The organism is Streptomyces kanamyceticus, from assembly GCF_008704495.1.
Lineage (GTDB): Bacteria > Actinomycetota > Actinomycetes > Streptomycetales > Streptomycetaceae > Streptomyces > Streptomyces kanamyceticus.
Genome location: NZ_CP023699.1, coordinates 3749764 through 3774925, shown reverse-complemented (window position 1 = coordinate 3774925; position 25162 = coordinate 3749764). Strand labels below are relative to the sequence as shown.

General features: G+C 69.8%; 23 protein-coding genes. 7 read left to right on the top strand and 16 right to left on the bottom strand.

The genetic code is table 11. From position 1 onward, the window contains the following. Positions 1 to 40: 40 nt before the first annotated feature. The 5 genes from CP970_RS15295 to CP970_RS15275 form a co-directional block, all read right to left on the bottom strand. A complete protein-coding gene (locus tag CP970_RS15295; RefSeq protein WP_055551310.1) occupies positions 41 to 1483 on the bottom strand; it encodes a catalase in 1443 nt (480 codons plus the stop codon). An 82-nt stretch (positions 1484 to 1565) separates the two neighbouring features. Continuing rightward, entirely contained in the window at positions 1566 to 3668 is a 2103-nt protein-coding gene (locus CP970_RS15290) for a SpoIIE family protein phosphatase (protein ID WP_398655142.1), read from the bottom strand. 62 nt (positions 3669 to 3730) lie between these two features. Then, positions 3731 to 4372, bottom strand: a complete 642-nt coding sequence (locus tag CP970_RS15285) for a class I SAM-dependent methyltransferase (protein ID WP_224058445.1) — start codon at positions 4370 to 4372, stop codon at positions 3731 to 3733. A 116-nt stretch (positions 4373 to 4488) separates the two neighbouring features. Beyond that, positions 4489 to 5172, bottom strand: coding sequence for a cytidylyl-2-hydroxypropylphosphonate hydrolase (fomD, locus tag CP970_RS15280; protein ID WP_055551304.1), 684 nt, complete (start codon positions 5170 to 5172; stop codon positions 4489 to 4491). A 55-nt stretch (positions 5173 to 5227) separates the two neighbouring features. Further along, entirely contained in the window at positions 5228 to 6640 is a 1413-nt protein-coding gene (locus tag CP970_RS15275) for a class II fumarate hydratase (RefSeq protein ID WP_055551302.1), read from the bottom strand. A 122-nt stretch (positions 6641 to 6762) separates the two neighbouring features. On the opposite strand from CP970_RS15275, the gene CP970_RS15270 reads away from it, so the two are divergent. Continuing rightward, positions 6763 to 8301, top strand: a complete 1539-nt coding sequence (locus CP970_RS15270) for a ricin-type beta-trefoil lectin domain protein (RefSeq protein WP_055551300.1) — start codon at positions 6763 to 6765, stop codon at positions 8299 to 8301. Between the two features lie 72 nt (positions 8302 to 8373). Here CP970_RS15270 and CP970_RS15265 read toward each other — a convergent pair whose 3' ends face one another. Then, a complete protein-coding gene (locus CP970_RS15265; RefSeq protein WP_107099017.1) occupies positions 8374 to 10050 on the bottom strand; it encodes a fumarate hydratase in 1677 nt (558 codons plus the stop codon). A gap of 230 nt (positions 10051 to 10280) precedes the next feature. Here CP970_RS15265 and CP970_RS15260 point away from each other — a divergent pair, with 230 nt between their 5' ends. Beyond that, a complete protein-coding gene (locus tag CP970_RS15260) occupies positions 10281 to 10970 on the top strand; it encodes a DUF1707 SHOCT-like domain-containing protein (RefSeq protein ID WP_150493404.1) in 690 nt (229 codons plus the stop codon). A gap of 125 nt (positions 10971 to 11095) precedes the next feature. Further along, positions 11096 to 11470: a WhiB family transcriptional regulator gene (locus CP970_RS15255; RefSeq protein ID WP_079043691.1), complete on the top strand. Its 375-nt coding sequence runs from the start codon at positions 11096 to 11098 to the stop codon at positions 11468 to 11470. A gap of 125 nt (positions 11471 to 11595) precedes the next feature. On the opposite strand, the gene glpX is transcribed toward CP970_RS15255, so the two are convergent. Then, positions 11596 to 12627: a class II fructose-bisphosphatase gene (gene glpX, locus CP970_RS15250; RefSeq protein WP_055550286.1), complete on the bottom strand. Its 1032-nt coding sequence runs from the start codon at positions 12625 to 12627 to the stop codon at positions 11596 to 11598. A gap of 153 nt (positions 12628 to 12780) precedes the next feature. On the opposite strand from glpX, the gene CP970_RS15245 reads away from it, so the two are divergent. Beyond that, entirely contained in the window at positions 12781 to 13299 is a 519-nt protein-coding gene (locus CP970_RS15245; protein WP_079043690.1) for a DUF4245 domain-containing protein, read from the top strand. Between the two features lie 73 nt (positions 13300 to 13372). Here the strand turns inward: CP970_RS15245 and CP970_RS15240 are convergent, their stop codons facing one another. The 4 genes from CP970_RS15240 to CP970_RS15225 all read right to left on the bottom strand — a co-directional run bounded on the left by CP970_RS15240 (position 13373) and on the right by CP970_RS15225 (position 17191). Beyond that, positions 13373 to 13963 carry a malonic semialdehyde reductase gene (locus CP970_RS15240; RefSeq protein ID WP_055550282.1) on the bottom strand — a complete coding sequence of 197 codons (591 nt, stop codon included), beginning with the start codon at positions 13961 to 13963 and terminating at the stop codon, positions 13373 to 13375. A gap of 191 nt (positions 13964 to 14154) precedes the next feature. Further along, on the bottom strand, positions 14155 to 14412 hold the full coding sequence (locus tag CP970_RS15235) for an exodeoxyribonuclease VII small subunit (RefSeq protein ID WP_055550280.1): 258 nt from the start codon (positions 14410 to 14412) through the stop codon (positions 14155 to 14157). Positions 14413 to 14431: 19 nt separating this feature from the next. Further along, positions 14432 to 15649 (bottom strand): exodeoxyribonuclease VII large subunit, encoded by a 1218-nt coding sequence (gene xseA / locus CP970_RS15230; protein WP_055550278.1) that lies wholly within the window; start codon positions 15647 to 15649, stop codon positions 14432 to 14434. 138 nt (positions 15650 to 15787) lie between these two features. Beyond that, the gene (locus tag CP970_RS15225; protein ID WP_055550276.1) at positions 15788 to 17191 is read right to left on the bottom strand and encodes an APC family permease; all 1404 of its coding nucleotides are present in this window, start codon (positions 17189 to 17191) and stop codon (positions 15788 to 15790) included. An 85-nt stretch (positions 17192 to 17276) separates the two neighbouring features. Here CP970_RS15225 and CP970_RS15220 point away from each other — a divergent pair, with 85 nt between their 5' ends. Together CP970_RS15220 and ppgK are read left to right on the top strand one after the other, a co-directional pair. Continuing rightward, on the top strand, positions 17277 to 18260 hold the full coding sequence (locus CP970_RS15220) for a 4-hydroxy-3-methylbut-2-enyl diphosphate reductase (protein WP_079043689.1): 984 nt from the start codon (positions 17277 to 17279) through the stop codon (positions 18258 to 18260). Between the two features lie 21 nt (positions 18261 to 18281). After that, the gene (gene ppgK / locus CP970_RS15215; protein WP_055550272.1) at positions 18282 to 19025 is read left to right on the top strand and encodes a polyphosphate--glucose phosphotransferase; all 744 of its coding nucleotides are present in this window, start codon (positions 18282 to 18284) and stop codon (positions 19023 to 19025) included. 55 nt (positions 19026 to 19080) lie between these two features. Here ppgK and CP970_RS15210 read toward each other — a convergent pair whose 3' ends face one another. Further along, complete coding sequence (locus CP970_RS15210) at positions 19081 to 19773, bottom strand: DUF6542 domain-containing protein (protein ID WP_398655137.1); 693 nt, start codon at positions 19771 to 19773, stop codon at positions 19081 to 19083. A gap of 206 nt (positions 19774 to 19979) precedes the next feature. On the opposite strand from CP970_RS15210, the gene ychF reads away from it, so the two are divergent. Further along, positions 19980 to 21068 carry a redox-regulated ATPase YchF gene (gene ychF / locus CP970_RS15205; RefSeq protein WP_055550271.1) on the top strand — a complete coding sequence of 363 codons (1089 nt, stop codon included), beginning with the start codon at positions 19980 to 19982 and terminating at the stop codon, positions 21066 to 21068. Positions 21069 to 21301: 233 nt separating this feature from the next. Here the strand turns inward: ychF and CP970_RS15200 are convergent, their stop codons facing one another. From CP970_RS15200 to CP970_RS15185, 4 genes are all read right to left on the bottom strand, one after another. Beyond that, complete coding sequence (locus CP970_RS15200) at positions 21302 to 22444, bottom strand: Fic family protein (protein WP_055550269.1); 1143 nt, start codon at positions 22442 to 22444, stop codon at positions 21302 to 21304. A gap of 50 nt (positions 22445 to 22494) precedes the next feature. After that, positions 22495 to 23181: a hypothetical protein gene (locus CP970_RS15195; RefSeq protein WP_055550267.1), complete on the bottom strand. Its 687-nt coding sequence runs from the start codon at positions 23179 to 23181 to the stop codon at positions 22495 to 22497. Further along, positions 23178 to 23681, bottom strand: a complete 504-nt coding sequence (locus tag CP970_RS15190; RefSeq protein WP_055550265.1) for a hypothetical protein — start codon at positions 23679 to 23681, stop codon at positions 23178 to 23180. Before CP970_RS15190 ends, CP970_RS15195 begins: the two co-directional genes overlap by 4 nt. Before the next feature lie 150 nt (positions 23682 to 23831). Further along, complete coding sequence (locus CP970_RS15185) at positions 23832 to 25058, bottom strand: ParB N-terminal domain-containing protein (protein ID WP_191094919.1); 1227 nt, start codon at positions 25056 to 25058, stop codon at positions 23832 to 23834. Positions 25059 to 25162: the final 104 nt, after the last annotated feature.

The following is a 25162-nucleotide window of genomic DNA, read 5'->3' as shown; positions in this document are numbered from 1 at the left end:
TCCGCGTTCTGCGTGCTCCTGCGTGGTCCTGCGGGGGCCGTCAGCCGTCGCCGACCTTCGCCGCGACCCGGTCGCCGAGGTCCTTGTCGACGTTGCGCCAGTACTGCAGGGCGCGGTCGAGCACCGGCTCGGAGACGCCGTCGAGCAGATGGCCGCTGATGTTGCCCACCAGACGCTCGCGCTGGGCGTCGTCGAGGACCTGCCTGACCTGCGTGCCCGCCTGGCCGAAGTCGTCGTCCTCGGCGTGTAGTGCGTACGCCTCGCGGACCATCTCGCCCACCACCTGCCAGCCCGCGGGGTCGACGGACTGCTGTGCGGCCGCCGCGGGGCCCCCGTAGGAGTTGGGGGCGTAGGGACGCGCCACGTTCGCGGGCTCGTGGCGCATCGGGCCGTCCTTGGCGTACGAACTGATCGGCGAACGCGCGTGGTTGGGCGGCAGCTGCGCGTAGTTGGGGCCGATCCGGTAGCGGTGCGTGTCCGGGTAGGAGAAGAGCCGCCCGAGCAGCATCTTGTCCGGGGAAGGACCGATGCCCGGCACCATGTTGGAGGGCTCGAACGCCGCCTGCTCGATGTGGACGAAGTAGTCCTCGGGGTTCTTGTCCAGCGTCATCCTGCCGACGTCGATCAGCGGGTAGTCGCCGTGCGGCCACACCTTCGTCAGGTCGAACGGGTTGAAGCGGTAGTCCGCCGCGTCCTCGAACGGCATGATCTGGACCTTCAGCGTCCAGCTCGGGTGCTCGCCACGCGCGATCGACTCGTACAGATCGCGGCGGTGCGCGTCGCCGTCGGTGCCCGCGAGCGTGTCGGCCTCGTCCTGGGCGAGGAACTCGATGCCCTGGTCCGTCTTGAAGTGGTACTTCACCCAGAACTTCGCGCCGCCGCCGTTGATCCACATGTAGGTGTGCGAGCTGTACCCGTTCATGTGGCGGTACGTCCTGGGGATGCCGCGGTCGCCCATCAGCCACGTCACCATGTGCGCCGACTCGGGCGAGAGGGTCCAGAAGTCCCACTGCATGTCGTGGTCGCGCAGCGCGCTGCCGAACGTGCGCTTCTGCGAGCGGATGAAGTCCTGGAACTTGATCGGGTCACGGACGAAGAAGACCGGTGTGTTGTTGCCGACCATGTCGTAATTGCCGTGCTCGGTATAGAACTTCAGCGCGAAGCCGCGGGGGTCGCGCCAGGTGTCGGGGGAGCCCTGTTCGCCCGCGACGGTCGAGAAGCGCGCCAGCATCTCTGTGCGCCTGCCCGGCTGGAAGAGGTCGGCCTTGGTGAACTCGCTGACGTCGTTGGTGACCTCGAAGGTTCCGTACGCTCCGGAACCCTTGGCGTGCACCACCCGCTCGGGAACCCGCTCCCGATTGAACTGGGCCATCTTCTCGATGAGGTAGTGGTCCTGGAGCAGGATGGGCCCGGTCGAGCCGACGGTGAGCGAATGCTCGTCGCTCTCGACCGGGATCCCGGCGTTGTTCGTCGTGTAGGTCATGCGCTTCCTCCCAAGGGGCGGGGTTCGGGCACACAGGCCAGTGAACTCCGCCGACTGGGTGTCGGCAACATTTGGACGGGGTCTAATTCCGGTTCAGTTCGAACCAGACCACCTTTCCGGTGCTCAGGCGCGTGGCGCCCCACCGCCGCGCCATCTTGTTGACCAGGTACAGGCCGCGCCCGCCCTCGTCTGTCGCCCGCGCCTGCCGCAGCCTGGGCAGCTGCGGCACGTCGTCGCCGACCTCGCAGCGCAGCACGTCGGTACGGAGGAGCCGCAGCGTGACAGGGCGCGAGGCGTACCGCACGGCGTTGGTGACGACCTCGCTGACAAGGAGCTCCACCGAGTCCGTCATGTCCTCAAGGCCCCAGCGCACCAGCGCGCTGCGGGCGAGGCGGCGGGCCCGGGACGGCGTCGCGTCCTCGGGCTCCAGGAACCAGTACGCGACGTCGCTGGGCGCGATCCCGTCGAAGCGGGCGGCGAGCAGCGCGATGTCGTCGTCCCGGTCGCCGGGGCCGAGCATGTCGAGCACCTCGTCGCAGAGGGCCTCCAGGGGCGGCGGGTGGTCGGGTCCCGTCAACTGCGCGGTGGCGGCGAGGCGTTCACGCAGCTGCTCTATGCCGGTCCACACGTCGCGGAGCCGGGACTCGACGAGCCCGTCCGTGTACAGGAGCAGCGTCGCGCCCGCGGGGGCGTCGAGCTCCACCGCCTCGAAGTCCACGCCGCCCACGCCGATCGGGGCGCCCGGCGGCACCCGAAGGACCTCGGCGCGGCCGCCCAGGTGCAGCAGGACGGGCGGCGGGTGCCCCGCGTTGGCGATGGTGATGCGGTGCGATACCGGGTCGTAGACCGCGTACAGGCAGGTCGCCATGCGGTCCGAGCCGAGCCGCTGGGCCTGCTCGTCCAGGTGGTGCAGGACCTCCTGGGGCGGCAGGTCGAGACCGGCGAGGGTCTGCGCGGTCGTCCGCAGCTGGCCCATGATCGCCGCCGACGTCATGGAGTGCCCCATGACGTCGCCCACGACCAGGGCGACCCGGCTGCCGGGCAGCGGGATCGCGTCGTACCAGTCGCCGCCGACCCGGGCCGTCTCGGCCGCCGGGAGGTAGCGCGAGGCGAGCCGCACGCCGGTGGGGCGCGGCAGGGTCTCGGGCAGCATCGTGCGCTGCAGCTCGTCGGCGATGTACGCCTCGCGGCCGTACAGGACGGCCTTGTCGATGCCGAGCGCGCTGTGCGTGGCCAGCTGGGCGGCGACCAGCAGGTCGTCCGCCTCGAACGCGGGCCGGTCAGGGCGGCGCAGGAACACCGCGGCGCCGATCACCCGGCGCCTGCCCCGCAGCGGGGCCAGGATCGCCCGCTGCCCGGACGGCAGCGTGCGCCCCTCGCCGAGCAGCTCGGGCAGCGCCGCGCGGGCCGCCGCCGAGTCAGCGAAGACCGGGCGTACGCCCCGAAGGACCTCGGCGAGCGCGCCGCCGGGACGCACCTCGCACAGCTCGGCGGTGGACATGACGTCGGTGATGTCGGGCTGCACGACCTGGAGCGCGGGCAGCGTGCCCGTGCCGCCGCTCTCGGTGTCCGGTTCCTCGGAGCTGCCGTCGATGGAGCGGAGGCGGTCGGTGCGGCGCAGGCGGAGCACGAGCGGTCCGGTGGGGCGCTCGTCGCCGACCGGGAGCGGGTCGCGCAGGTAGACCAGGATCGCGTCGGAGAACGTCGGCACCGTCGCCCGGCACAGGCCCATCACGATCTCGTCGAGGTCGATGCCGCGCGCGATGCGCCGGGTGGCCGCGCCGACGTAGCGCAGCCGGTCGCCGTCGCGCCGCATCGCCGTGGGCCCGGTGCCCGGCGGCCTCGGCTGTCCGGTGCGCCGCTCCTCGCCGTCCGGCGGGCCCTGCGGCTCAGGACCCGGCAGCGCGGGGCCGCCCTCGGGCTCGGGGCGCGGCCGGTGCGGGTCGGGCTCGGCGGCGGAGTACGCGGAGGGCTGAGAGTGCTCGTCACCTGACGTCATCGGGGCTCCCGAGGGTGCGTCGCCCGTGCGTGCCTGTGCCGGTAGGGCGGCGCCCCCGCCCTGAGGCGTCTCGGGGGAACGCAGCAGCGCCCCGCGCGGGTCCGCGGGGGCGGTCGCGCCGGCACCTGGTGCCTTGCGACCACTTGGTGCCTTGCGACCCTCGTGGGGGGTGAGGTGCTCCGTCACGCGTTTCGAATCCGTCCGTCCGGGGCTGCGCGCCGTGCGCGCCGTCCAGCGTTGCACGTTGCTCAGCCGCGTCGGCAGTGCAGAAAGACCTGGTGTTCCGGTGGTGCGTCGGCGCTCGCGGGGGCGTACGAGTACGTGTCCTCGCCGGTGATCTCGAAGCCCGCGTCCCGCACGACCTGCCGCAGTTCGTCCCGCAGGTAACCCGATACCCGGATCGTGTGCCCCAGGAACGGAATTGCCGAGTCGTCCAGATCGGCCTCGACCATGGACAGCTCCATCAGGCCGCCGGGACGCAGCAGCGAGTGCAGTCGCCGCAGCGCACCGGGAATCTCCGTGCGCGGCAGCATCAGCAGGGCGAAGAAGCACGCGACGGCATCGAACGTGCCGACCCCTTCGGGCCCTTCGGCGCTGAGGTCCGCGATGTCCAGTAGCCGGAACTCCGCTGCCGGGACGTTCTTTCCCGCCAGTTCGAGCATGCCCGAAGAGATGTCCGTACCGAGCACCGTGTGACCCGATCCGGCCAGCTGCCGGGCGGTGGGCAGACCCGTTCCGCAGCCCACGTCGAGAATCCGGGAGCCGGGCGCGAGCGCGTCGAGCAGCAGGCGCCCCGCGGCCAACTGGCCCTCCTTGTGCGGGAAGGCGTCGTCGTAGTGCTGCCCGATGGCGTCAAAGGCCTCGGCCTGACCCCTGCGGTCCTCGCTCACGTTCTGCCGCCCCTCGATGACTTCCTGTCAGGCACCGTGCAGACCCACCGAGTTACTGCTGTGCGCCCTTGCGGAGGACGATCCTACGTTTGAACCACGGGGGCGCATCAAGGGTCTCATGAGGACACATGCGCGGGCGTACGGTCCCAGTCATCCGGCAGGGACGGTACGACCCAGGACGGATCGGGACGCCAGTGCTGCCAGCCGTCCGAAAAAGGTGCCCCCCACGCATCGATCGCGTCAAGGGCGGCCCGGCCCGCCGCCCGGACGTCAGCGGCCTTTTCCGCGCCCATCAGGCCCACCCGCAGGGCCTGCGCGAACTCGTCCTCGTCGTGCCAGCGCCAGCTGTGGTCGGGGCGCACGGAGATGTCCAGAAAGTGATCCTCGGAATCCACCCCTCCATCCCAACGAGTGCGTGGCTCCTCAAGGTTCACGTACCAGTTCTTGAACGTCCAGTCAGGTTCCCAGAACAGCCAGACCGACCACGGCTCGGCGGGGCGCGCCAGCTTCAGGACGCCGGTGCCCGACCAGTGGTCCCTGCGGACGGCGCGCGGCTTGGTGTAGCGGGTGGCGAGCGGCTCGCGGTGTACCGGGGTCCCGTCGGCGATCACCGGCTTCACCAGTTCGGTGCCCGGCGCCATCCACACGGCGAGCAGATCCTCGCTGTCTCGTACGACGGTGACGGGGCGACAGATGTGGAACCGGCGCCCGGCGTTCTCCCGGTACCGCCACAGAATGTGCTCCCCGGGCGCCCACCTGGCCGCCCCGTCCACCGTCGTATTCCCGTCGAGGTCTGTCATGAACAGATACTAGACGTGGGGCGCGCGCCGCCGTGGGCGATCGCCGCCCCACCACTCAGGGGTGCGTCATGCGCAACACGTCCAGCGCCTCGTCCAGTTGTTCAAGGGAGAGCACGCCCCGCTCGACGTACCCCGCCTCGAGCACGACCTCACGGATCGTCTTCCGCTCCGCGAGGGACTTCTTGGCCACCTTCGCCGCCTCCTCGTACCCGATGTACTTGTTCAGCGGCGTCACGACGGACGGCGACGACTCGGCGTACTCCCGCGCCCGCTCCCGGTTCGCGGTGATCCCGTCGACGGTGCGGTCGGCGAGCAGGCGCGACACGTTGGCGAGCAGTCGGATCGACTCCAGGACGTTCTTGGCGATGACCGGCAGCATGACGTTCAGCTCGAAGTTGCCCGCGGCGCCCGCCGCGGCGACCGTCGCGTCGTTCCCCGTGACCTGCGCGGCGACCATCAGCGCGGCCTCCGGGAGCACCGGGTTCACCTTGCCGGGCATGATCGAGGAGCCGGGCTGCAGGTCCGGGAGGCTGATCTCGGCGAGGCCGGTGCGCGGGCCCGACGCCATCCAGCGCAGGTCGTTCGCGATCTTCGTCAGGCCGACGCCGATCGTCCGCAGCTGGCCGCTCGTCTCGACGATGCCGTCCCGGGCGCCCTGCGCCTCGAAGTGGTCCCGCGCCTCGGTCAGCGGCAGCCCGGTCGCGCGTGCGACCTCGGCGATGACGGCGGCGGAGAAGCCGGGCGGGGTGTTGATGCCGGTGCCCACGGCCGTGCCGCCGAGCGGCAGTTCGGCCAGGCGCGGCAGCGAGGCGCGCAGCCGCTCGACGCCGTACCGCACCTGCGCCGCGTAGCCGCCGAACTCCTGGCCGAGGGTGACGGGCGTGGCGTCCATGAGGTGCGTGCGCCCGGACTTCACGACGTCCGCGAATTCCCCGGCCTTGCGCTCCAGGGCGGCGGCGAGGTGTTCGAGGGCCGGGACCAGGTCCCCGGTCACCGCGCCGGTCGCCGCGATGTGGATCGAGGAGGGGAAGACGTCGTTCGAGGACTGCGAGGCGTTGACGTGGTCGTTGGGGTGCACGTCGCGGCCGAGTCGCTCGGTGGCGAGCGTGGCGATGACCTCGTTGGTGTTCATGTTGGACGAGGTGCCGGAGCCGGTCTGGAAGACGTCGACGGGGAAGTGGTCGTCCCAGCGCCCGTCCGCGACCTCGGCGGCCGCGTCGGCGATGGCGTCGGCGACGTCCTTGTCGAGCACTCCGAGCCCGGCGTTGACCTTGGCGGCGGCGGCCTTGATCTGCGCGAGCGCGGCGATGTGGGCGCGCTCCAGGGTCTGCCCCGAGATGGGGAAGTTCTCCACCGCGCGCTGGGTCTGCGCACGCCACTTGGCGTGCGCGGGAACCCGCACCTCACCCATGGAGTCGTGCTCGGTCCGGTACTCGCCGGTGCGGTCGTCGCTGGCGTCGCTGGTCATGCTCTCGAACCTACCTCTCGTCCAAACCCCGTAAAAAGTTGAGCACTTGTCTTGTTCCAGGTATTCCCAAGCCCTGCTACCGGCCAGTAAAACCCTGGGTAACACCACACCGGGGAGGCGCAATGAAGCGCATCAGGCGCAGCGGGCGGGGCCGGCTGCGATGTTCGTTCGCGGCAGCGGTCGCGATGACGGCCGTGCTCGGCACGGCAGCGGCGGTACCCGCCCAGGCGGCGGACGGGGACAGGGCGAAGGCACCCGCGTCGACGCCGCTCCCGCCCGACCTGGAGAAGATCCGGGCGGACGAGGCCACCAAGCTCTACGGCAGCCCGGGCGAGCGCCCCATGGCCGACCGCAAGACCGGTCTGATCTCGCTCGGCGACAGCGAGATCTCCGGCGAGGGCGTCGGCACGTACGAACCCGGCACGAACGGCCCGGACAACTGGTGCCACCGCTCGCCGGACGCCGCGATCCACCGCACCGGCATCCCGGCCGACGTGACGTACAACGTCGCGTGCTCGGGGGCGCAGACCGTCAACATCAAGATCGGCGGTCAGAAGCAGTACGCCGATGAGCTGGTGCAGAGCGACAACCTCGCGATCAAGGCCCGAAACACCAAGATCAAGACGATTCTGCTCGTCATCGGCGCCAACGACGACCTCGACTTCTCCGGGGTGATGACGGACTGCGTCACCCGCTTCCTGCTCAGCCAGGGCGCGTGCGCGGGCAAGTACAACGACGGCTGGCAGGCGCGCGTCGACGGGCTCGTGCCCAAGGTCGAGCAGTCCATCCGCGACCTCAAGACCGTCATGAAGGACGCGGGCTACCAGGCGGCGGACTACAAGCTCGTCGCCATGGGGTACCCGAGCCCGATCGGCCCGGACTTCCGCGACAACCCCCAGTTCCCCGGCAAGCTGGTCTGCGGCGGCCTCGGCTACGACTCCGACACCGAGTGGGGCCGCAACTACGCGGTGCCGACCTTCGGGACCGGCATGCGCAAGGCCGCCAGGAACGCGGGTGCGACCTACCTCGACAACTCCCGCCTCTTCCAGGGCCACGAGGTCTGCATGGAGGACACCTGGGCGCGCGGCCTCTACATCGACGTGTCCAACCCCTTCCCGCCGGACTCCAATTCGGTGCGCCAGTCCTTCCACCCGAACGCCCGCGGCCACGCGGCCTTCGCGTCCTGCCTGACCCAGATCTACAACTCGGGCTACGGCGAGGGCAGCTGCGCCGACCCGGCGAGCACGGGCAGCCCGAAGCTCTACAAGGGCGCCTGGGACGACGCCTACAAGCCCCTCAAGAACGAGGCCACCCAGAGCTGCCTGGACGTCGACGCGTCCAAGAGCCGCAACGGCACCAAGGTCCAGGGCTGGGACTGCACCGGCAACCGCAACCAGACCTGGTGGTACGACGACACCCAGCGGTCGCTGCACACCGGCCTGACCCAGGACCGCTGCCTCGACGTGCCCGACGGCTCGTACAAGGAGGGCACCGCGGTCACCCTCTGGAACTGCCACGGCGGTGACAACCAGAAGTTCGTCCGTACGGCGGGCACGGTGCGCCCCGCCGCCGACACCGGGCTCTGTCTGACCCTCGCGGGGGCCAAGGAGCCGGTGCGGCTGCAGAAGTGCGCGGGGGCGGCGAACCAGCGGTTCGCCTGACCCCGGGCATGCCGAAGGGGCCCTCTCCGTACGCGGAGAGGGCCCCTTCGTAGTGCTACGTCTGGTTCGTCGTCACGCCTGGCCGGGACCGCGCACCGGGATGTGCGTGAACGTCGGCTCCGGAGCGGGGTTCTGGAAGAAGTCGTTGCCCTTGTCGTCGACGACGATGAAGGCGGGGAAGTCCTCGACCTCGATCTTCCAGACCGCCTCCATGCCGAGCTCCTCGTACTCGACGACCTCGACCTTCTTGATGCAGTCCTGCGCGAGGCGCGCGGCGGGGCCGCCGATCGAGCCCAGGTAGAAGCCGCCGTGCGCGTCGCACGCGTCCGTGACCTGCTTGCTGCGGTTGCCCTTGGCCAGCATGACCTTGGAGCCGCCCGCGGCCTGGAACTGCTCTACGTAGGAGTCCATCCGGCCCGCCGTCGTCGGCCCGAAGGAACCGGACGCGTAGCCCTCGGGGGTCTTCGCGGGACCGGCGTAGTAGACGGGGTGGTCCTTCAGGTACTGCGGCATCTCCTCGCCCGCGTCGAGCCGCTCCTTGATCTTGGCGTGCGCGATGTCGCGGGCCACGACGAGCGGTCCCGTCAGCGAGAGGCGGGTCTTCACCGGGTGCTTGCCGAGCTCGGCGAGGATGTCGTCCATCGGCCGGTTGAGGTCGATCTTGACGACGTCCTCCTCCTCTCCCAGGTGCTCGTCCGTCGTCTCCGGCAGGAAGCGCGCCGGGTCCGTCTCCAGCTGCTCCAGGAAGACGCCCTCGGCGGTGATCTTCGCGGTGGCCTGGCGGTCGGCCGAGCAGGAGACGGCGATCGCGACGGGCAGCGAGGCGCCGTGCCGGGGCAGGCGCACCACGCGCACGTCGTGGCAGAAGTACTTGCCGCCGAACTGCGCGCCGATGCCGATCTTCTGGGTGAGCTCGAAGACCTTCTCCTCCAGCTCCTTGTCGCGGAAGCCGTGGCCGGTCGGGGAGCCCTCGGAGGGGAGCTCGTCCAGGTAGTGCGCGGAGGCGTACTTCGCGGTCTTCAGGGCGAACTCGGCGCTCGTGCCGCCCACGACGATCGCCAGGTGGTACGGCGGGCACGCGGCCGTGCCGAGCGAGCGGATCTTCTCCTCCAGGAACTTCATCATGGAGGCTTCGTTCAGGACGGCCTTCGTCTCCTGGTAGAGGAAGGACTTGTTCGCCGAGCCGCCGCCCTTGGCCATGAAGAGGAACTTGTAGGCGCCGCCGTCGGTCGCGTACAGCTCGATCTGGGCGGGCAGGTTGGAGCCGGTGTTCTTCTCCTCCCACATGGTCAGGGGAGCCATCTGCGAGTAGCGCAGGTTCAGCTTCGTGTACGCGTCGAAGACGCCCTTGGAGAGCGCCTTCTCGTCCTCACCTTCGGTGAGGACGTTCTGGCCGCGCTTGCCCATGACGATCGCGGTGCCGGTGTCCTGGCACATGGGGAGCACGCCCGCCGCCGCGATGTTCGCGTTCTTCAGCAGGTCGAGCGCCACGAACTTGTCGTTGCCGGATGCCTCCGGGTCGTCGACGATGCGCCGCAGCTGGGCCAGGTGCGCGGGCCGCAGGTAGTGCTGGATGTCGTGGATCGCCTCGGCGGCGAGCTTGCGCAGCGCCTCCGGGTCGACCTTGAGGAACGTCCGCCCGTCGGCCTCGAAGGTGGACACACCCTCGGCGGTCACCAGCCGGTACGGGGTGGTGTCCTCTCCCAGCGGGAGCAGATCGGAGTACGCAAACTCTGGCATTACGGCCATTCCTCACTCGGCAGACAGCGGCGCGGCCTCCATTGGCGACGCGCCCACCAGCGTAGAGCGCGCGGGGCGGGCCGGGTTTGTGAGGTAAGGCTCAGTACATCCGCCGTCCGGTCCCGTGGCCGGATTCGTGGTTGCCCCCCGTGGCCGGTTCCGTGGCCGTTCCCTCGATCGCCCCCCGGGTTGTCCACAGGGGGTAGTCGCGATCTATCGCGTTTGGGTACGCTGCTGGTGTGGACCTCGAAAAGCGACCCCCGCAGCCCGCTCCCGCCACGGCCGACGCCCCGGGCTCGCTCCGCGCGTCCGACGCCGACCGGGACCGCACGGCGGACATACTCCGCGAGGCGCTGGCCGAGGGCCGCCTCACCACCGAGGAGCACGCGGACCGGATCGAGGGGGTCTACAGCGCCAAGACCATGGCCGAGCTGGAGCCCCTGGTCAGGGACTTGCCCGCGGTGGACGGCGCCGCGCCCGCCGGGACCCACGCCCCCGACCCCGCTCCCGCCAGGCCGTCCCCCGGCGCCGTCCCGCCGGTCGCCGACGAGAACCTGGTCGCGGTGCTCAGCGGCAGCGTCCGCAAGGGCCGCTGGCGCGTGGCCCGCCGCACGCACGCGTACGCGATCTTCGGCAGCGTCGAGATCGACCTGAGCGAGGCGATCTTCGAGCAGCGCCAGGTGGTCATCAAGGCGGTCTCGATCTTCGGCTCGGTCGACGTCCGCGTCCCGGAGAACGTGTCGCTGCGCGGCAGCGGCACCGGCATCCTCGGCAGCTTCGAGGTGGACACCCTCGACTCCGCCGAGCAGGACGCCCCGGTCGTCTTCGTGGACGGCTTCGCGCTCTTCGGCAGCATCGAGGCGCGGCCCAAGCGCGGTCGGCTCGTCCAGGATCTGCACAAGTACGTGCGCAAACATCTCGGGCACTGACGTCGCACGCGTCTCCCTGGGCGACTGGACTTCCGTACATCGGAACTCAGTGCATAGGCGCGCACACAGCGGGTAGAGCTTGCTGCATCGTCTCTCGCTCGCGAAGCCGTCGTCAGGAGTAGACCGTGCTGCAACCGTCGCATCAGTCCCTGCAGGTAGCCGCCGTTCCGGGTCAGCGGGTGCCAGTGCGGGACAGGAACGATGATGCCCCCTGGCACACGGAAGCCGTGTGCCGCCGAGACGAGGCCGGACTGTTCTTCGCGCCGTCCAAGGAACCGACCGCGGCCAGGCTCTCCCGCGAGGAAGCGGCGAAGCGGGTCTGCGCCCGCTGTCCCGTGATGGTCGAGTGCCGTGAGCACGCCCTGCTGCAGCCCGAGCCGTACGGGGTGTGGGGCGGCCTCACCGCCGCCGAGCGCCGCGTGGTCCTGGCCCGCCGCCGCAGGCGTGACCTGGAGCTGAAGAAGGCCGCCCACACGGCGGGGATCGCCGCCGCGGGGTAGGCGGGGCCACTTCCCGCAGGCCCGTTCGCGCATGCCGAAGGGGGCGTCCCCCGCACGGGGCGCCCCCTTCGACGTACGCGGTGGCTACTTCGGCGTACGCGTGGTTACTTCGGTGTACGCGGTGCCTACTTGGCGCGGTCGAAGTCGATCGCGCTGTACGCGCGCAGCTTCGACAGCCGGTGATCGGAGTCGATCTTGCGGATCGTGCCCGACTTGGAGCGCATGACCAGCGACGACGTCGACGCGTTCGCCGCGCGGTAGCGGACGCCCTGGAGCAGCTCGCCGTCGGTGATGCCGGTCGCGACGAAGAAGACGTTGTCCCCGCGGACGAGGTCGTTCGTGGAGAGCGTGCGGTCCAGGTCGTGGCCCGCGTCGATGGCGCGCTGGCGCTCGGCGTCGTCCTGCGGCCACAGCTTGCCCTGGATCACACCGCCGAGGCACTTGATCGCACAGGCCGAGATGATGCCCTCGGGGGTGCCGCCGATGCCCATGAGCAGGTCGACGCCGGTGCCCTCGCGGACGGCCATGACCGAGCCCGCGACGTCGCCGTCCGAGATGAACTTGATGCGGGCGCCGGTCTCGCGGATCTCCTTGACGATGCCCCCGTGCCGGGGGCGGTCCAGGATCATGACCGTGACGTCCTCGGGCGAGGAGTTCTTGGCCTTGGCCACGCGGCGGATGTTGACCGAAGCGGGCGCGTTGATGTCCACGTAGTCGGCGGCCTCGGGGCCTGTGACCAGCTTGTCCATGTAGAAGACGGCCGACGGGTCGAACATGGCGCCGCGGTCGGCGGCGGCGAGCACGGCGATGGCGTTCGGCTGGCCCTTCGCGGTCAGCGTGGTGCCGTCGATCGGGTCGACGGCGATGTCGACCTCGGCGCCGGTGCCGTCGCCGATGTGCTCTCCGTTGAACAGCATCGGGGCTTCGTCCTTCTCGCCCTCGCCGATGACGACGACGCCGTTCATCGAGACGGTGGAGACGAGGGTCCGCATGGCCCTGACAGCGGCGCCGTCCGCGCCGTTCTTGTCGCCGCGGCCGACCCAGCGGCCCGCGGCCATGGCGGCCGCCTCGGTGACCCGGACCAGCTCCAGGGCGAGGTTGCGGTCGGGAGCCTCGGGAGAAACCTCGAGCTCGGAGGGGAGATGATGCTCGGTCATCGGAGCGCACCTTTCTGCTTGATACGACGACGGCCGGATGAGGGATTGTGAATGACTCTATCCGCAGGCCGACAAAATGAGCAGAGGGCCCCACGCATGAGCGGATCGGGCACCGGGGGAAGGGCCGGATCCGGTGCCTGAGACCATGGGGGAGTGGCAGGAAGACAAGGCAACCAGACCGTCAAGAACATGCTGTGGTCGTTGGTGGTGATCGCCCTCGTCGCGGGTGTGATCTACATCTTCATCCCGCATGACGAGTCCAAGACCCCGGTCGAGCGGAAGGACTACCGCGTGGAGCTCCTGACAGCCCGGCGGGGCGCGCCCTATCCGGTGGCGGCGCCCGAGGGCCTCTCCAAGGACTGGAAGGCGACGTCGGTGCGGTACAGGGGCGAGGAGCACAACAGCTGGCACCTGGGCTTCCTCGACCCGGAGGACGAGTACGTGGCGATCAAGCAGTCCACGGAGAAGCCCGCCAAGTTCATCGAGGCCGTCACCAAGGAGGCCAAGCGCACCAAGGCCACCGAGGAGATCGGCGGCCAGGAGTGGCAGCGGTACGAGGGCGAGACGTACGACGCCCTGGTGCGCACCGAGAAGGGCGCCACGACGGTCGTCCTCGGCACGGCGCCGTTCGGTCAGCTGACGAAGATGGCCGAGTCCCTGAAGACGTCCTGACCGCGACGAGCGTGGATGCGCGAAGGGCCCCCGGCGATGTGCCGGGGGCCCTTCGCGTCGCTCGGGGGTTCGCTCAGACGGTCGTGATGACGTCGTCGTAGGCGAGGCGCGGGGAGCGCGGGAACCAGGCGTCTTCGCCCGGCTTGCCGATGTTGATGACCATCAGCGGGGTGTGGTCGTCGTCCAGGAACTCCTTCTGGACACCGGCGAAGTCGAAGCCGGTCATCGGGCCCGCGGCCAGACCGGCGGCGCGCACGCCGACGATGAAGTACGCGGCCTGGAGGCCGGCGTTGAGCGAGGCGGCCTGCTCACGGACCGGGCGCTCGGAGAAGAAGGCGTCCTTGGCCTGCGGGAAGTGCGGGAACAGCGCCGGGAGCTCCTCGTGGAACTCGTTGTCGGCGGAGAGGATCGCGACGAGCGGCGCGGCGGCGGTCTTCGGCCGGTTGCCCTCGGCCATGTGCGCGACCAGGCGCTCGCGGGCCTCGGGCGAGCGGACCAGGGTGACGCGCAGCGGCGACTGGTTGAAGGCGGTCGGGCCGTACTTGACCAGGTCGTAGATCGCCTGAACCTGCTCGTCGGAGACCGGCTCGTCGGTGAAGGTGTTCGCGGTGCGGGCCTCGCGGAAGAGCAGGTCCTGGGCGGCGGGGTCAAGGGCGAGAGACATGGATCAACCTTCTCGATGCGTACGGGGGTGTCTGCCATGCCCGTTTCCGGGCTTGCGTCCATGACACTACGCCGTCACTGTTCAACTTTCAACCAAAGTCGGTGTCGCGTGACCCGCCTCACAAGCCGCAGGTCAGGCCGGGTGCCGTCGCGGGAGCCGGTGTCGTCGCCGCGGAAGTCGGCGCCGCCGCCTCAGGAATCGGCGTCGTCGTCCGGGTCGCCGTCCGCCTCGGGGCCCGCGAGCGCCGCGTCCAGGCGGGCGCGGGCGCCGTCCAGCCAGCGGCGGCAGATCGTCGACAGCTCCTCGCCGCGCTCCCACAGGGCCAGCGACTCCTCCAGGGTCGTGCCACCGGCCTCCAGGCGGCGCACCACCTCGATCAGTTCGTCCCGCGCCTGCTCGTAGCCGAGGGCGTCCGCCGGGCCCGCGGCCTCGTCCGTCTTGCTGGTCATGAGCCCACCCTAGATGTCGTTAGATGTCGTTTTGTGTGGTTCGTACGGTGAATTCGCCCTCGGCGACACGGGCCCGCAACTCCTCGTCGGCGCCCACCTCTTCGGGGTCGCGGACCACGGAGCCGTCCGCCTTCTGCAGCACCGCGTACCCCCGCTGGAGGGTCGCGGCGGGCGACAGGGCCACCACGCGCGCGTGGGTGTGCGTCAGCTCGGAGCCCGCCCGGTCCAGGAGGTGTCCGAGCGTGCGGCGGCTGCGGTCGACGAGCGCGGCCACCTGCTCCTCGCGCTCCTCGATCATCCGGTGCGGATGCTCCATGGAGGGCCGGGCCAGGGCGTGCGCGAGGCCGCGCTCCTCGCGGTCGAGGTAGGCGTCCATGCTGCGCCGCGCCCGGTCCCGCAGCCACCGCACCCGCTCGTACTCCTCGCCGACGTCCGGCACGACCTTCTTGGCCGCGTCGGTCGGCGTGGAGGCGCGCAGGTCGGCCACGTGGTCGAGGAGGGGGTTGTCCGGTTCGTGGCCGATAGCCGACACGACCGGCGTACGACAGGACGCCACCGCCCGTACCAACTGCTCGTCCGAGAACGGCAGCAGGTCCTCCACGCTGCCGCCGCCGCGCGCCACGATGATCACGTCGACCTCGTCGAGCGCGTCGAGGTCCTTGAGGGCCCCCACGACCTGCGGCACCGCGTGCACGCCCTGGACGGGCACGTTGCGCACCTCGAAGCGGACGGCGGGCCAGCGGTGCCTCGCGTTCTCCAGGACGTCGCGCTCGGCGGCCGACGCGCGGCCGGTGACGAGCCCGATGAGCTGCGGCAGGAAGGGCAGCGCCTTCTTGCGCTCCGGCGCGAAGAGGCCCTCGGCGGCCAGGCTCTTCTTCAACTGCTCGATCCGCGCGAGCAGTTCGCCGACGCCGACCGGCTTTATCTCCGCGGCCCGCAGGGAGAGCTGGCCACGCGGCGCGTACCACTCGGGCTTGGCGTGCACCACGACGCGCGCGCCCTCGGAGACGACGTCCGCCACGGCGTCGAACACCTGGCGGTAGCAGGTCACGCTCACCGAGATGTCGTGGGACGGGTCGCGCAGCGTCATGAAGACGACACCGGCGCCCGGCCTGCGGGACAGCTGTGTGATCTGCCCCTCGACCCAGATGGCGCCGAGCCGGTCAATCCAGCCGCCGATGAGGCGCGACACCTCCCCGACGGGTAGCGGGGTGTCCGCGGACGTGTTCAGAGCCATGCGTTGAGCCTAGTCGGCGGGTATGACACCGCTGTGGCATCCGCACCGGGGTGACGTCCTGCCGGGAGGTCGCACTCCGGGTGCGGGTGATTCGTGGTTGCTCGCGCAGTTCCCCGCGCCCCTCACGGGGCGCCCGCCTTACGGGGCGTCCGGCCTATCTGTGCGTGCCCGGCCCTGCCTCTGTACGAACAGGACCACCAGGCCCACCCCCAGCCACACCGCGCCCACCACCTGTGCGGAGCCCGCCGCCTCCCAGATGACCGCCACCACGATCGCCGCTCCGAGGACGGGGATCAGGATGTGCCGCCACCAGCTGAACGCCGCGTCGCGCTGGCGCACCACGAACCAGCCCACCACGCTCGCGTGCAGCAGCAGGAACGCGGTGAGCGCCCCGATGTCGACCACCGACACCAGGTGGTCCATCCCGTCGTCCCGCCGGGCCGCCCACACCGCGGCGACCATCGTGACCACGGCCGCGCACAGCAGCGCGATCCGCGGCGTCCCGGAATCGGTCCTGGACAGGGCCTTGGGCAGCCGCCGGTCGCGCGCCATGGCGAACAGCAGCCGTCCCGCTGCGGCCTGCCCCGCGAGCGCCGCGAACGCCGCCCCGATCGCCTTGCTGACCGCCACCAGCTTGGACAGCCACACCCCGGACGCCGCCTCCGACGTGTCGTAGAAAGCGGTCCCCTGCTTGGCCGGGTCCGCCGCGAGCTCGGCCGACGACAGCGGCTCCAGGAGCGCCACCAGATACGTCTGGAGGATGAACAGGAAGCCCGCGAGCGCGAGGCAGATCAGCACCGCGCGCGCGACCTTCGCCGAACCGCCCGTCACCTCCTCGGCGAAGGACGCGATCGCGTCGAAGCCCAGATAGGACAGGACGGCGATCGACACCGCGCCGATCACCGCCGACAGCGCGAAGGCGCCCTGCGAACCGTCACCGGTCAGCGGCGAGAGCCAGCCCCGCTGGGCCCCGTCCTGGATGAGCACGACGACGGCCGCGACCACGAAGACCAGCAGGACCACGACCTCCATCGCGAGCACCGCGAAGCCGACCCGCGCCGCCGCCCGGACGCCCCACAGGTTCAGCGCCGTGGTGATGAGCACCGCGAGCGCCGTCCACACCCACCGCGACACCGAGGGGACCAGGGAGTTCATCGCGATGCCGGAGAAGAGATAGGCGACCGCGGGGATGAGGAGGTAGTCGAGCATCGCCATCCACCCGGCGATGAAACCGGGCCCGTTCCCTAGCCCCACGCGCGCGTAGGCGAAGACGGAGCCCGCCAGGGGGACCACCCGCACCATCTGCGCGTAGCTGAATGCGGTGAACGCCATCGCGACCGTCGCGATCAGATAGACGAGGGCGACGGCGCCGTGCGACTTCGCGTCGAGCGTCCCGAAGACACCGACCGGGGCCATCGGCGCGATGAAGAGCAGGCCGTAGACCACGAGGTCCCGGAACCCCAGACTTCGCCGCAGCCCTTCGCCCTCGGCGGGTGCGGCGCCCCCTGCGGGGACTCCGGTACTGGCGGACTGTCCGGACATGGTGCCTCCGTAGATCTACGCAGGCCCCCAGTCTCTCCAAGAAGCCGATCTTTGACGCGCTGAACGCGGCCTTACGATGGTGGGTATGACTGCAACGCCTGGCTCCCGCCGTGTCCTGCTCGCCGCTCCCCGTGGCTACTGCGCGGGTGTGGACCGTGCCGTGATCGCCGTCGAGAAGGCCCTGGAGCAGTACGGGGCCCCGATCTATGTCCGCCACGAGATCGTCCACAACAAGTACGTGGTGCAGACCCTGGAGAAGAAGGGCGCCATCTTCGTCGACCAGACGGTGGAGGTCCCCGAGGGCTCCATCGTGATGTTCTCGGCGCACGGCGTGGCCCCGACCGTCCACGCGGAGGCCGCCGAGCGCAAGCTCGCGACGATCGACGCCACCTGCCCGCTGGTCACCAAGGTCCACAAGGAAGCGGTCCGGTTCGCCAAGGAGGACTACGACATCCTCCTGATCGGGCACGAGGGCCACGAGGAAGTCATCGGCACGTCCGGCGAGGCGCCCGACCACATCACGCTGGTCGACGGCCCCGACGACGTCGCGAACGTCGAGGTCCGCGACCCCGACAAGGTCGTCTGGCTCTCCCAGACCACCCTCTCCGTAGACGAGACCATGGAGACGGTCGACGCCCTCAAGGGCAAGTACCCGAACCTCCTCTCGCCGCCCAGCGACGACATCTGCTACGCCACGCAGAACCGCCAGATCGCGGTGAAGAAGCTCGCCGAGGACGCCGAACTCGTCATCGTCGTCGGCTCCAAGAACTCCTCGAACTCGATCCGCATGGTCGAGGTCGCCCTGGAGGCGGGCACGCCCGCGTCGCACCTGGTGGACAACGCCGAGGAGATCGACGAGGCCTGGCTGGAGGGCGTGACCACGGTCGGCCTGACCTCCGGCGCCTCCGTGCCCGACGTCCTGGTGGACGGCGTCATCGAATGGCTCGCCGAGCGTGGCTACGCGGACGTGGAGACCGTGAAGACGGCCGAGGAGTCGATCACCTTCTCGCTGCCCAAGGAGCTCCGCAGGGACCTGCGCGCCGAGGCGGCCGAGCTGTCACAGCGCTGATCGCGCCTTAACGTGGGGTCCATGCAGATCTTCGGTGTGGACATCGGCGGATCCGGAATCAAGGGCGCTCCCGTGGACCTGGACCGCGGTGACCTGACGACGGAACGGCACAAGGTCCTGACCCCGCATCCGGCCACTCCCGACGCGGTGGTCGGCGGCGTCCGCGAGGTCGTCGACCACTTCGGCTGGACGGGGCCCGTCGGTGCGACCTTCCCCGGCGTGATCACGGACGGCACGGCGCGCACGGCGGCCAATGTCGACAAGAGCTGGATCGGCACGGACATCCAGGCCCTGGTCTCGTCCCGGCTCGGCGGCGTCCCCGTCACCGTCCTGAACGACGCGGACGCGGCGGGCGTCGCCGAGATGCACTTCGGCGCGGGCGTCGGCCGCACCGGCACGGTCATCCTGCTCACCTTCGGCACGGGCATCGGCAGCGCGCTGTTCACCGGCGGCCGCCTGGTGGCGAACACCGAGCTCGGCCACGTCGAACTGCACGGCCACGACGCGGAGAAGCGGGCCTCCTCCAAGGCCCGCGAGGACGAGGACCTGACCTGGGAGCACTGGGCCGGGCGCGTCCAGAAGTACCTGGCGCACGTGGAGATGCTGTTCTCGCCGGAGCTGTTCATCATCGGCGGCGGCGTGAGCCGCAAGGCGCACAAGTTCCTGCCGCTGATCGAGGGCATCAGGGCGGAGATCGTCCCGGCGCAGCTGCAGAACAACGCGGGGATCGTGGGGGCGGCGATGGCGGCGGCGGGCGAGGCGTAGCCCGTCGCGGGGCGTAGCCCGTTTCACGGAGCGCGGCCAGCGGCGAGACCAGCGGCTAGGCGGCGGGCAGCCGCTTCCCGCCCCCCGCCGCGGGGCCCCGCCCGGCACGCGCCTGCCGCCGCTGCGCGATCAGCCGGACCTTGCGTACGGTCACGACGAGCCCGGCGACGAGCGTGCCGCCGTACAGCCAGCCCGCGTGCAGGGCCAGCGACGTCACGAGCGCCATGAAGTGGCCGCCGAACCCGCCCGTGCCCCCGGAGACCGGCAGGATCCCCACGGCGAACGCGATCGGCACCGCGATCGGCGCGGTGACCAGGTCGGCGGGGCGCACCCAGAACGCGGTGAGCGCGGCCACCGGCAGGAACAGCACTCCATAGGTGACGGCGGAGTCGCCCACCAGCAGCCAGATCAGGCAGGCGAGCAGGAACATCACCGCCGAGCAGAAGAGCCCGCTGCCGAGCCCGGTGAGCCGCGGGTTCGGCACCCGGCGCAGCGTCCGGTACAGGGGCGTTCTGCGCAGGGCGAGGACGAACGGCGGAACGGGGCGGCGGGAACGTGCCGCGGCCCGGTAGACCGTCGAGGACTCGGCGGACGGGTCGGCGGACCGGTCCGCGGGGCCGCCCTGCGGAGGCAACGGCGCGGTACGCCGCTGCCGAGCTTTGGGGGCGGCCTTCTGGGCGGCCTTCTGGGCGGCCTTGGGGGTGGCCTTCGCGGCGGACTGAGGGGGACGCGTCCTATGTTGCTCCACCGGACCAACCTAGGTCGGTTTCCGTACGGAACCATGCGCGGGACACGCGCTTTGGCCGAGCTTGGCCATGCGTTCGATACGTAGCCGGTACGGAGACGGGGGCCTGGCCCGCACGCCGTAGACTGGGGGATCGCCCCAAGGCCGCTCAGGCCCCAAGGCCCACCCACCCCAGGACCTCACCCACCTCACGTACGGGAAGTCGCAACGTGTCGCTCACGATCGGAATCGTCGGTCTGCCCAATGTCGGCAAGTCGACCCTGTTCAACGCCCTGACCAAGAACGACGTCCTTGCGGCCAACTACCCGTTCGCGACGATCGAGCCGAACGTGGGCGTGGTCGGCGTCCCCGACCCCCGTCTGACGAAGCTGGCCGAGATCTTCTCCTCGCAGAAGATCCTTCCCGCCACGGTCGACTTCGTCGACATCGCGGGCATCGTGCGGGGCGCGAGCGAGGGTGAGGGCCTCGGCAACAAGTTCCTCGCGAACATCCGCGAGTCGGACGCGATCTGCCAGGTCATCCGCGCCTTCAAGGATGAGAACGTCGTCCACGTCGACGGCAAGGTCTCGCCCAAGGACGACATCGAGACGATCAACACCGAGCTGATCCTCGCCGACCTCCAGACCATCGAGAAGGTCCTGCCGCGCCTCCAGAAGGAGTCGCGCATCAAGAAGGACATCGGCCCGAAGGTGAAGGCGGTCGAGGAGGCCCAGGCGATCCTGGAGAAGGGCGACACGCTCTTCTCGGCGGGCATCGTCCAGGGCTCCGGCAAGGAGGAGCTCCTCCACGACCTGCACCTCCTCACGACGAAGCCCTTCCTCTACGTCTTCAACGTGGACGAGGACGAGCTGACGGACGACGACTTCAAGGCCGCGCAGAGCGCCCTGGTCGCCCCCGCGGAGGCGATCTTCCTCAACGCCAAGCTGGAGTCGGAGCTCGTGGAACTGGAGGAGGACGAGGCCCTCGAACTCCTCCAGTCGGTAGGCCAGGAAGAGCCCGGCCTCGCCACCCTGGCCCACGTCGGCTTCCGCACCCTCGGCCTCCAGACCTACCTCACGGCAGGCCCCAAGGAGTCCCGCGCCTGGACGATCCCCCAGGGCGCGACGGCCCCCGAGGCGGCGGGCGTGATCCACACGGACTTCCAGAAGGGCTTCATCAAGGCCGAGGTCATCTCCTTCGCGGACCTGGTCGAAACGGGCTCGGTCGCCGAGGCCCGCGCCAAGGGCAAGGCGCGCATGGAGGGCAAGGAGTATGTGATGCAGGATGGGGATGTGGTGGAGTTCCGCTTCAATGTGTAGCGGGTGACATAACACCACGTCGCTGGTCTGGCAAACATGCAGATCAAATGGGGTCTGACTCTTCGGGGTCAGACCCTTAGGTTTTTACCGTGCTGGATAGGTGCTGGATTTTCTGACCTCTCGTCACCTGTCATCACCCCTCATATCTCTACCGTGCTGGATCCGTGCTGGACGGGAGCGCACAGGGTGGGGCGCGCCGTCAGAGTCTGGCGGCGTTGGTGAGCGCGGGCGGGTCAGCGCTCCCGCCGGTAGGGATCCACATACGGCTCCATGGACTGGCGGACCTCTTCCCGGACCGGGTCCATGAGCGGGCCTGGGGCGTAGTACCGGGCGCGGGCCTTGCCGTGGGGGACGAGCCAGCCGCGGGCGACGAGTTCCCGGATGTCGCGGATGGCCTGCTGGTCACTGAGATCGGCGTCCTGCTGGTAGACGGTGCGGCGCACCTTCGCGTCCGAGAAGGCGGGCAGCAGGGCGTAGACGACCCGTTCGTCGAGGCCGGCTGCCTCGACGCCCTCGACCAGGCGGGTCCAGGCCCGCGACATGACATCGAAGCGGCGCTGGGCCTGCTGGGCCTGGCGGTGGTGGGCGGTCAGGCAGAACCGGATCCAGGGCCGGGTGTCCCGTTCCGGACTCCAGTGGGGGCCGCCCACGTCCTCCAGAACCTGGTAGTAGGCGTAGGTGTTCTGTCCCCGGCCGAGCCACTCCTCGATGGAGGAGAACTCGGGTGGCATCAGGGCCTCGCGGGAGAACACCAGGGTGGACAGGGCACGGGACATACGCCCGTTGCCGTCCTTCCACGGGTGGATCTTGACGAGGTTGAGGTGGGCCATGGAGGCGCGGACGTGGACGGGGGCGTCGAGGACGCCCTCGTTGAGCCAGTCGATGAACTCCGACATCAGAGCAGGAACGTCCGCCTGGTCGGGCGCGGTGTAGGCGGGGACCAAGGGGTCGTCGGGGCTGGTGACGTAGACAGGCCCGTCGCGCCAGCGCCCGGGGCGCTTATCAAGGTGGTGGCCCTGGAGCATGAAGTGCAGACCGTTGAGCAGGCCGGCGTCGTACCGGAAGTCGTCACCGGCGTCGGCGAGGGCCTGGATGTAGGTCATACCGCGCTGGTAGCCCTCCAGCTCGGCACGCGTCTTCTCTCCGGTCTCCAGCGGTTCCTCACCGGACATGAGAGCTTCCACGTCATCGACCGTCGCCGCGTACCCCTCGATGGTGTTCGATCCGGCGATCGCGCGGGCGGTGAGGTTGCGGCGCAGCTGGCGGGTCCAGCGTGGGGTGGCCCGGAGCATGTGGCGCAGGGAGCGGCGCATGCTCTCGATCTCGTCGAGGGCCCGTTGGTCGTCGGCGTTCAGGGAGGGAGTCGCGTACAGCATGACTCCATGACATGATAATTGTGTCATCAAGTCAAGCGTGTGTGCCTGGATCAGATCACCGTGGACGGAGCGGTCTTGCCGAGGTAGATCTTGAACGCCTCGCGGATCTGGCCACGCGTGTAGCCGACGGTGTTGACGTTGGCCGGCACGACTTCCCTCTCGTATCCGCGCTTGCGGGCGGAAAGGTACTTGACCACGCTCGACGCTCCCGTGTTGGAGACGAACAGGTTCCGGGCGGTCCTCAGGTCGCTGTGCAGCCCTTCAAAATTGCGCGCGTGGCCGATGCCGACCCGGCTGGCGGTGTAGTACTTGCACTCGATGGCCAGCAGGCACTTGTTGCCCCGCGGCGCCATCCGGATCTGCCGTGAGAGCGCCGCCTCGTCGGCGGGCAGGATCAGGACGTCGCACTCGTGCAGCACGCCGGAGTTCCCCTGGACCTGAACGCCGAGGTGTACCTCCAGTGCTGGGGCGCGGTTGAATTCCACCACGGCGTGGGTGTACAGGTGTGTGGTGCTGTAGAGCTGGCCGGGGCTGGTGCGGAACACCAGATTGTTAACGACGTTCCCATCGACGTCCCTGTAGTGGACGGAGGCTCCCAGATTGCTCGCGGTGGAGGTTGCCAGGGAGAAGAGGTAGCCCTCGTAGACGTCCCAGGGCTGAGATGCGGAGGTGTAAGAGACTCCGGGGCCAGCGAGCAGGGTCTGGATCTCGTGGAGCAGTGTGTTGACGGCGCTCATCGGCTGATCTCCTCGCGAGCTTCACGGAACAGGTTCTGGAGGTGTGCGCGGGTGTCTTCGGGAAGGCGTGCGGCGACGTCATGGGTCTGGTCGCGGCGCCCGGTGAGTTCCTCGTCGGGGACGAACCGAACGCTGCGCACAGGTGCGCGGTGCGGATCACTCTCGGCGCTCACGATCTTGAGGGTTTCCGCTTCGATCTCGGGCAGTTCCAGGAACAGCCGGCGCAGGGCATCGAGATGCAACTCCGTACGCTCGCGGGCGTTCATGGGGCGGGTGGTGACCACGACGGACGCCCCCCGCTTGAGGGACCTGTGGAAGATGTCCGTGCCCACGTCGTCGACGGCAAGTGCTTCGTATTCCTCGGTGGACGCGCCGCGGCGGCGCTGAAGGAGCTTCTCCTCCGCGACGCCCGTGGCGATGGCCTCGTCCAGCTCGTCGAGCAGCCAGTCGAGTCCGGCGGACCTGATGAGGTCCCTGAGCAGGTCTTCCACTTCACGCATTTCGAGTGCGTTCACTCTGTCCTCCGGTCTCGTATGGGACGGGCGTGGGCGGGGCGGCCCGGAGTCGGCTGAGCCGCCCCGCCCATGTGGGCATCAGGATCCATGGCGGTGCGCCGGGAGCTGCTACGGCCCAGTGCGTACGCCTCTCTGTCACCAGCCCCGGATCCGGCGGCCGTGGTCCGTGTCCGGGCCCAGGATCGCGTCGGCCACCCGGCCGCCGGAGTCCTTGGCGCCGCCGCCGAAGTTGAGCGTGCCGGAGGCATTGGCGCTGGCGGCCACCCCGTCCCAGTAGCGGGCCTCGCGCTCGAAGCGCACCGGCTCCAGAAGGCGTACCAGCTCGTCCGGGCTCAGCCGCGTGCCGGTCGCCGTCCAACTCGTCGCCTGGTGGGCGGCGATACCGATACCGGCGAGGACGGCGGGAGCGCTGACGGCGTCGCGCGCCGCGAAGTGGGGGTAGAGCCCGGAGATGAGGTGCGACAGCAGCGGCACGAGTTCCCGTTCGACCTGTTCGGCATCGACGCCGTCCGGCAGGTCGGCGTCGTGCACCGTCGACGAGGACAGGTTCAGCCCCGCGCGTCCGTGCAGGGCGGTGATGACCAGGACGCGGAGCGCGGAGAGCGTGACGACCTCAGGGTCGGCCTTGGTCAACTGCCGCTTGCGGTTCTGCACGAGCTTGGTGAGCGGTACGACCTTTCCGTCGTGCTCGACCTTGACGATCTCCGCGATGCGGTGCGCGATCTGGGTACCGATGTCGCGCTGGTCCATGGACATGGCGAGGTTCTTGGCAACGGGTACGCCCTCGACGTTGCGGTCGTAGAAGATCTGCCGGGCGTCCTGGACGCTGAGTCCGAAGTAGAGCTCGAAGGGCACCCGGACCTGGCTCAGCTGCTCGAAGGTCACGCCGAACCGCTCCGGGTCGTCGTACAGCTCGTGCCAGGCCGTGACCTGCGTCTCCCCGTCGATGGCCACCACGGGAGAGCCCGGCAGCACCGCGATCCGGCAGATCCCGCTGCCCGGGACGAGTTCGTCGCCGACCGCGCCGGGCTGGCCGTCCAGCCAGAGCGTGATGGGCGGCGTGGACCAGGCGGCACCATGTCCGCCGCTGACGCCGCCCGCGATGTAGGAGGCGTACGCGGCGACGTTCCGCCCCTTCTGCGTCGACTTCAGCATGCGCTGCACCAGGGCGCGCACCTCGGCGTGGCGGCGCACCGAACCGGACGCGTACTTCAGTGCCCGCTTGTCCTCCTCTGCCTTCGGAGACGGGACGAGCTGGAGCAGCGTGGGCAGACCGATGGTGCCGATGACGGCGTCCGGGCGGAAGGCGGTCACGGTGAGCTGGATGCCTTCGACGGCGGCGGTGGGCATGGCGATGGTCACGAGTTCCCCTTGATGTTGATGCCAGACGTTTATGGCTGGCGACGATTCGAGTTCAGCATATAATTGAAAGCACTGTCAAACGATTGACGCAAGTTCAGTGACGT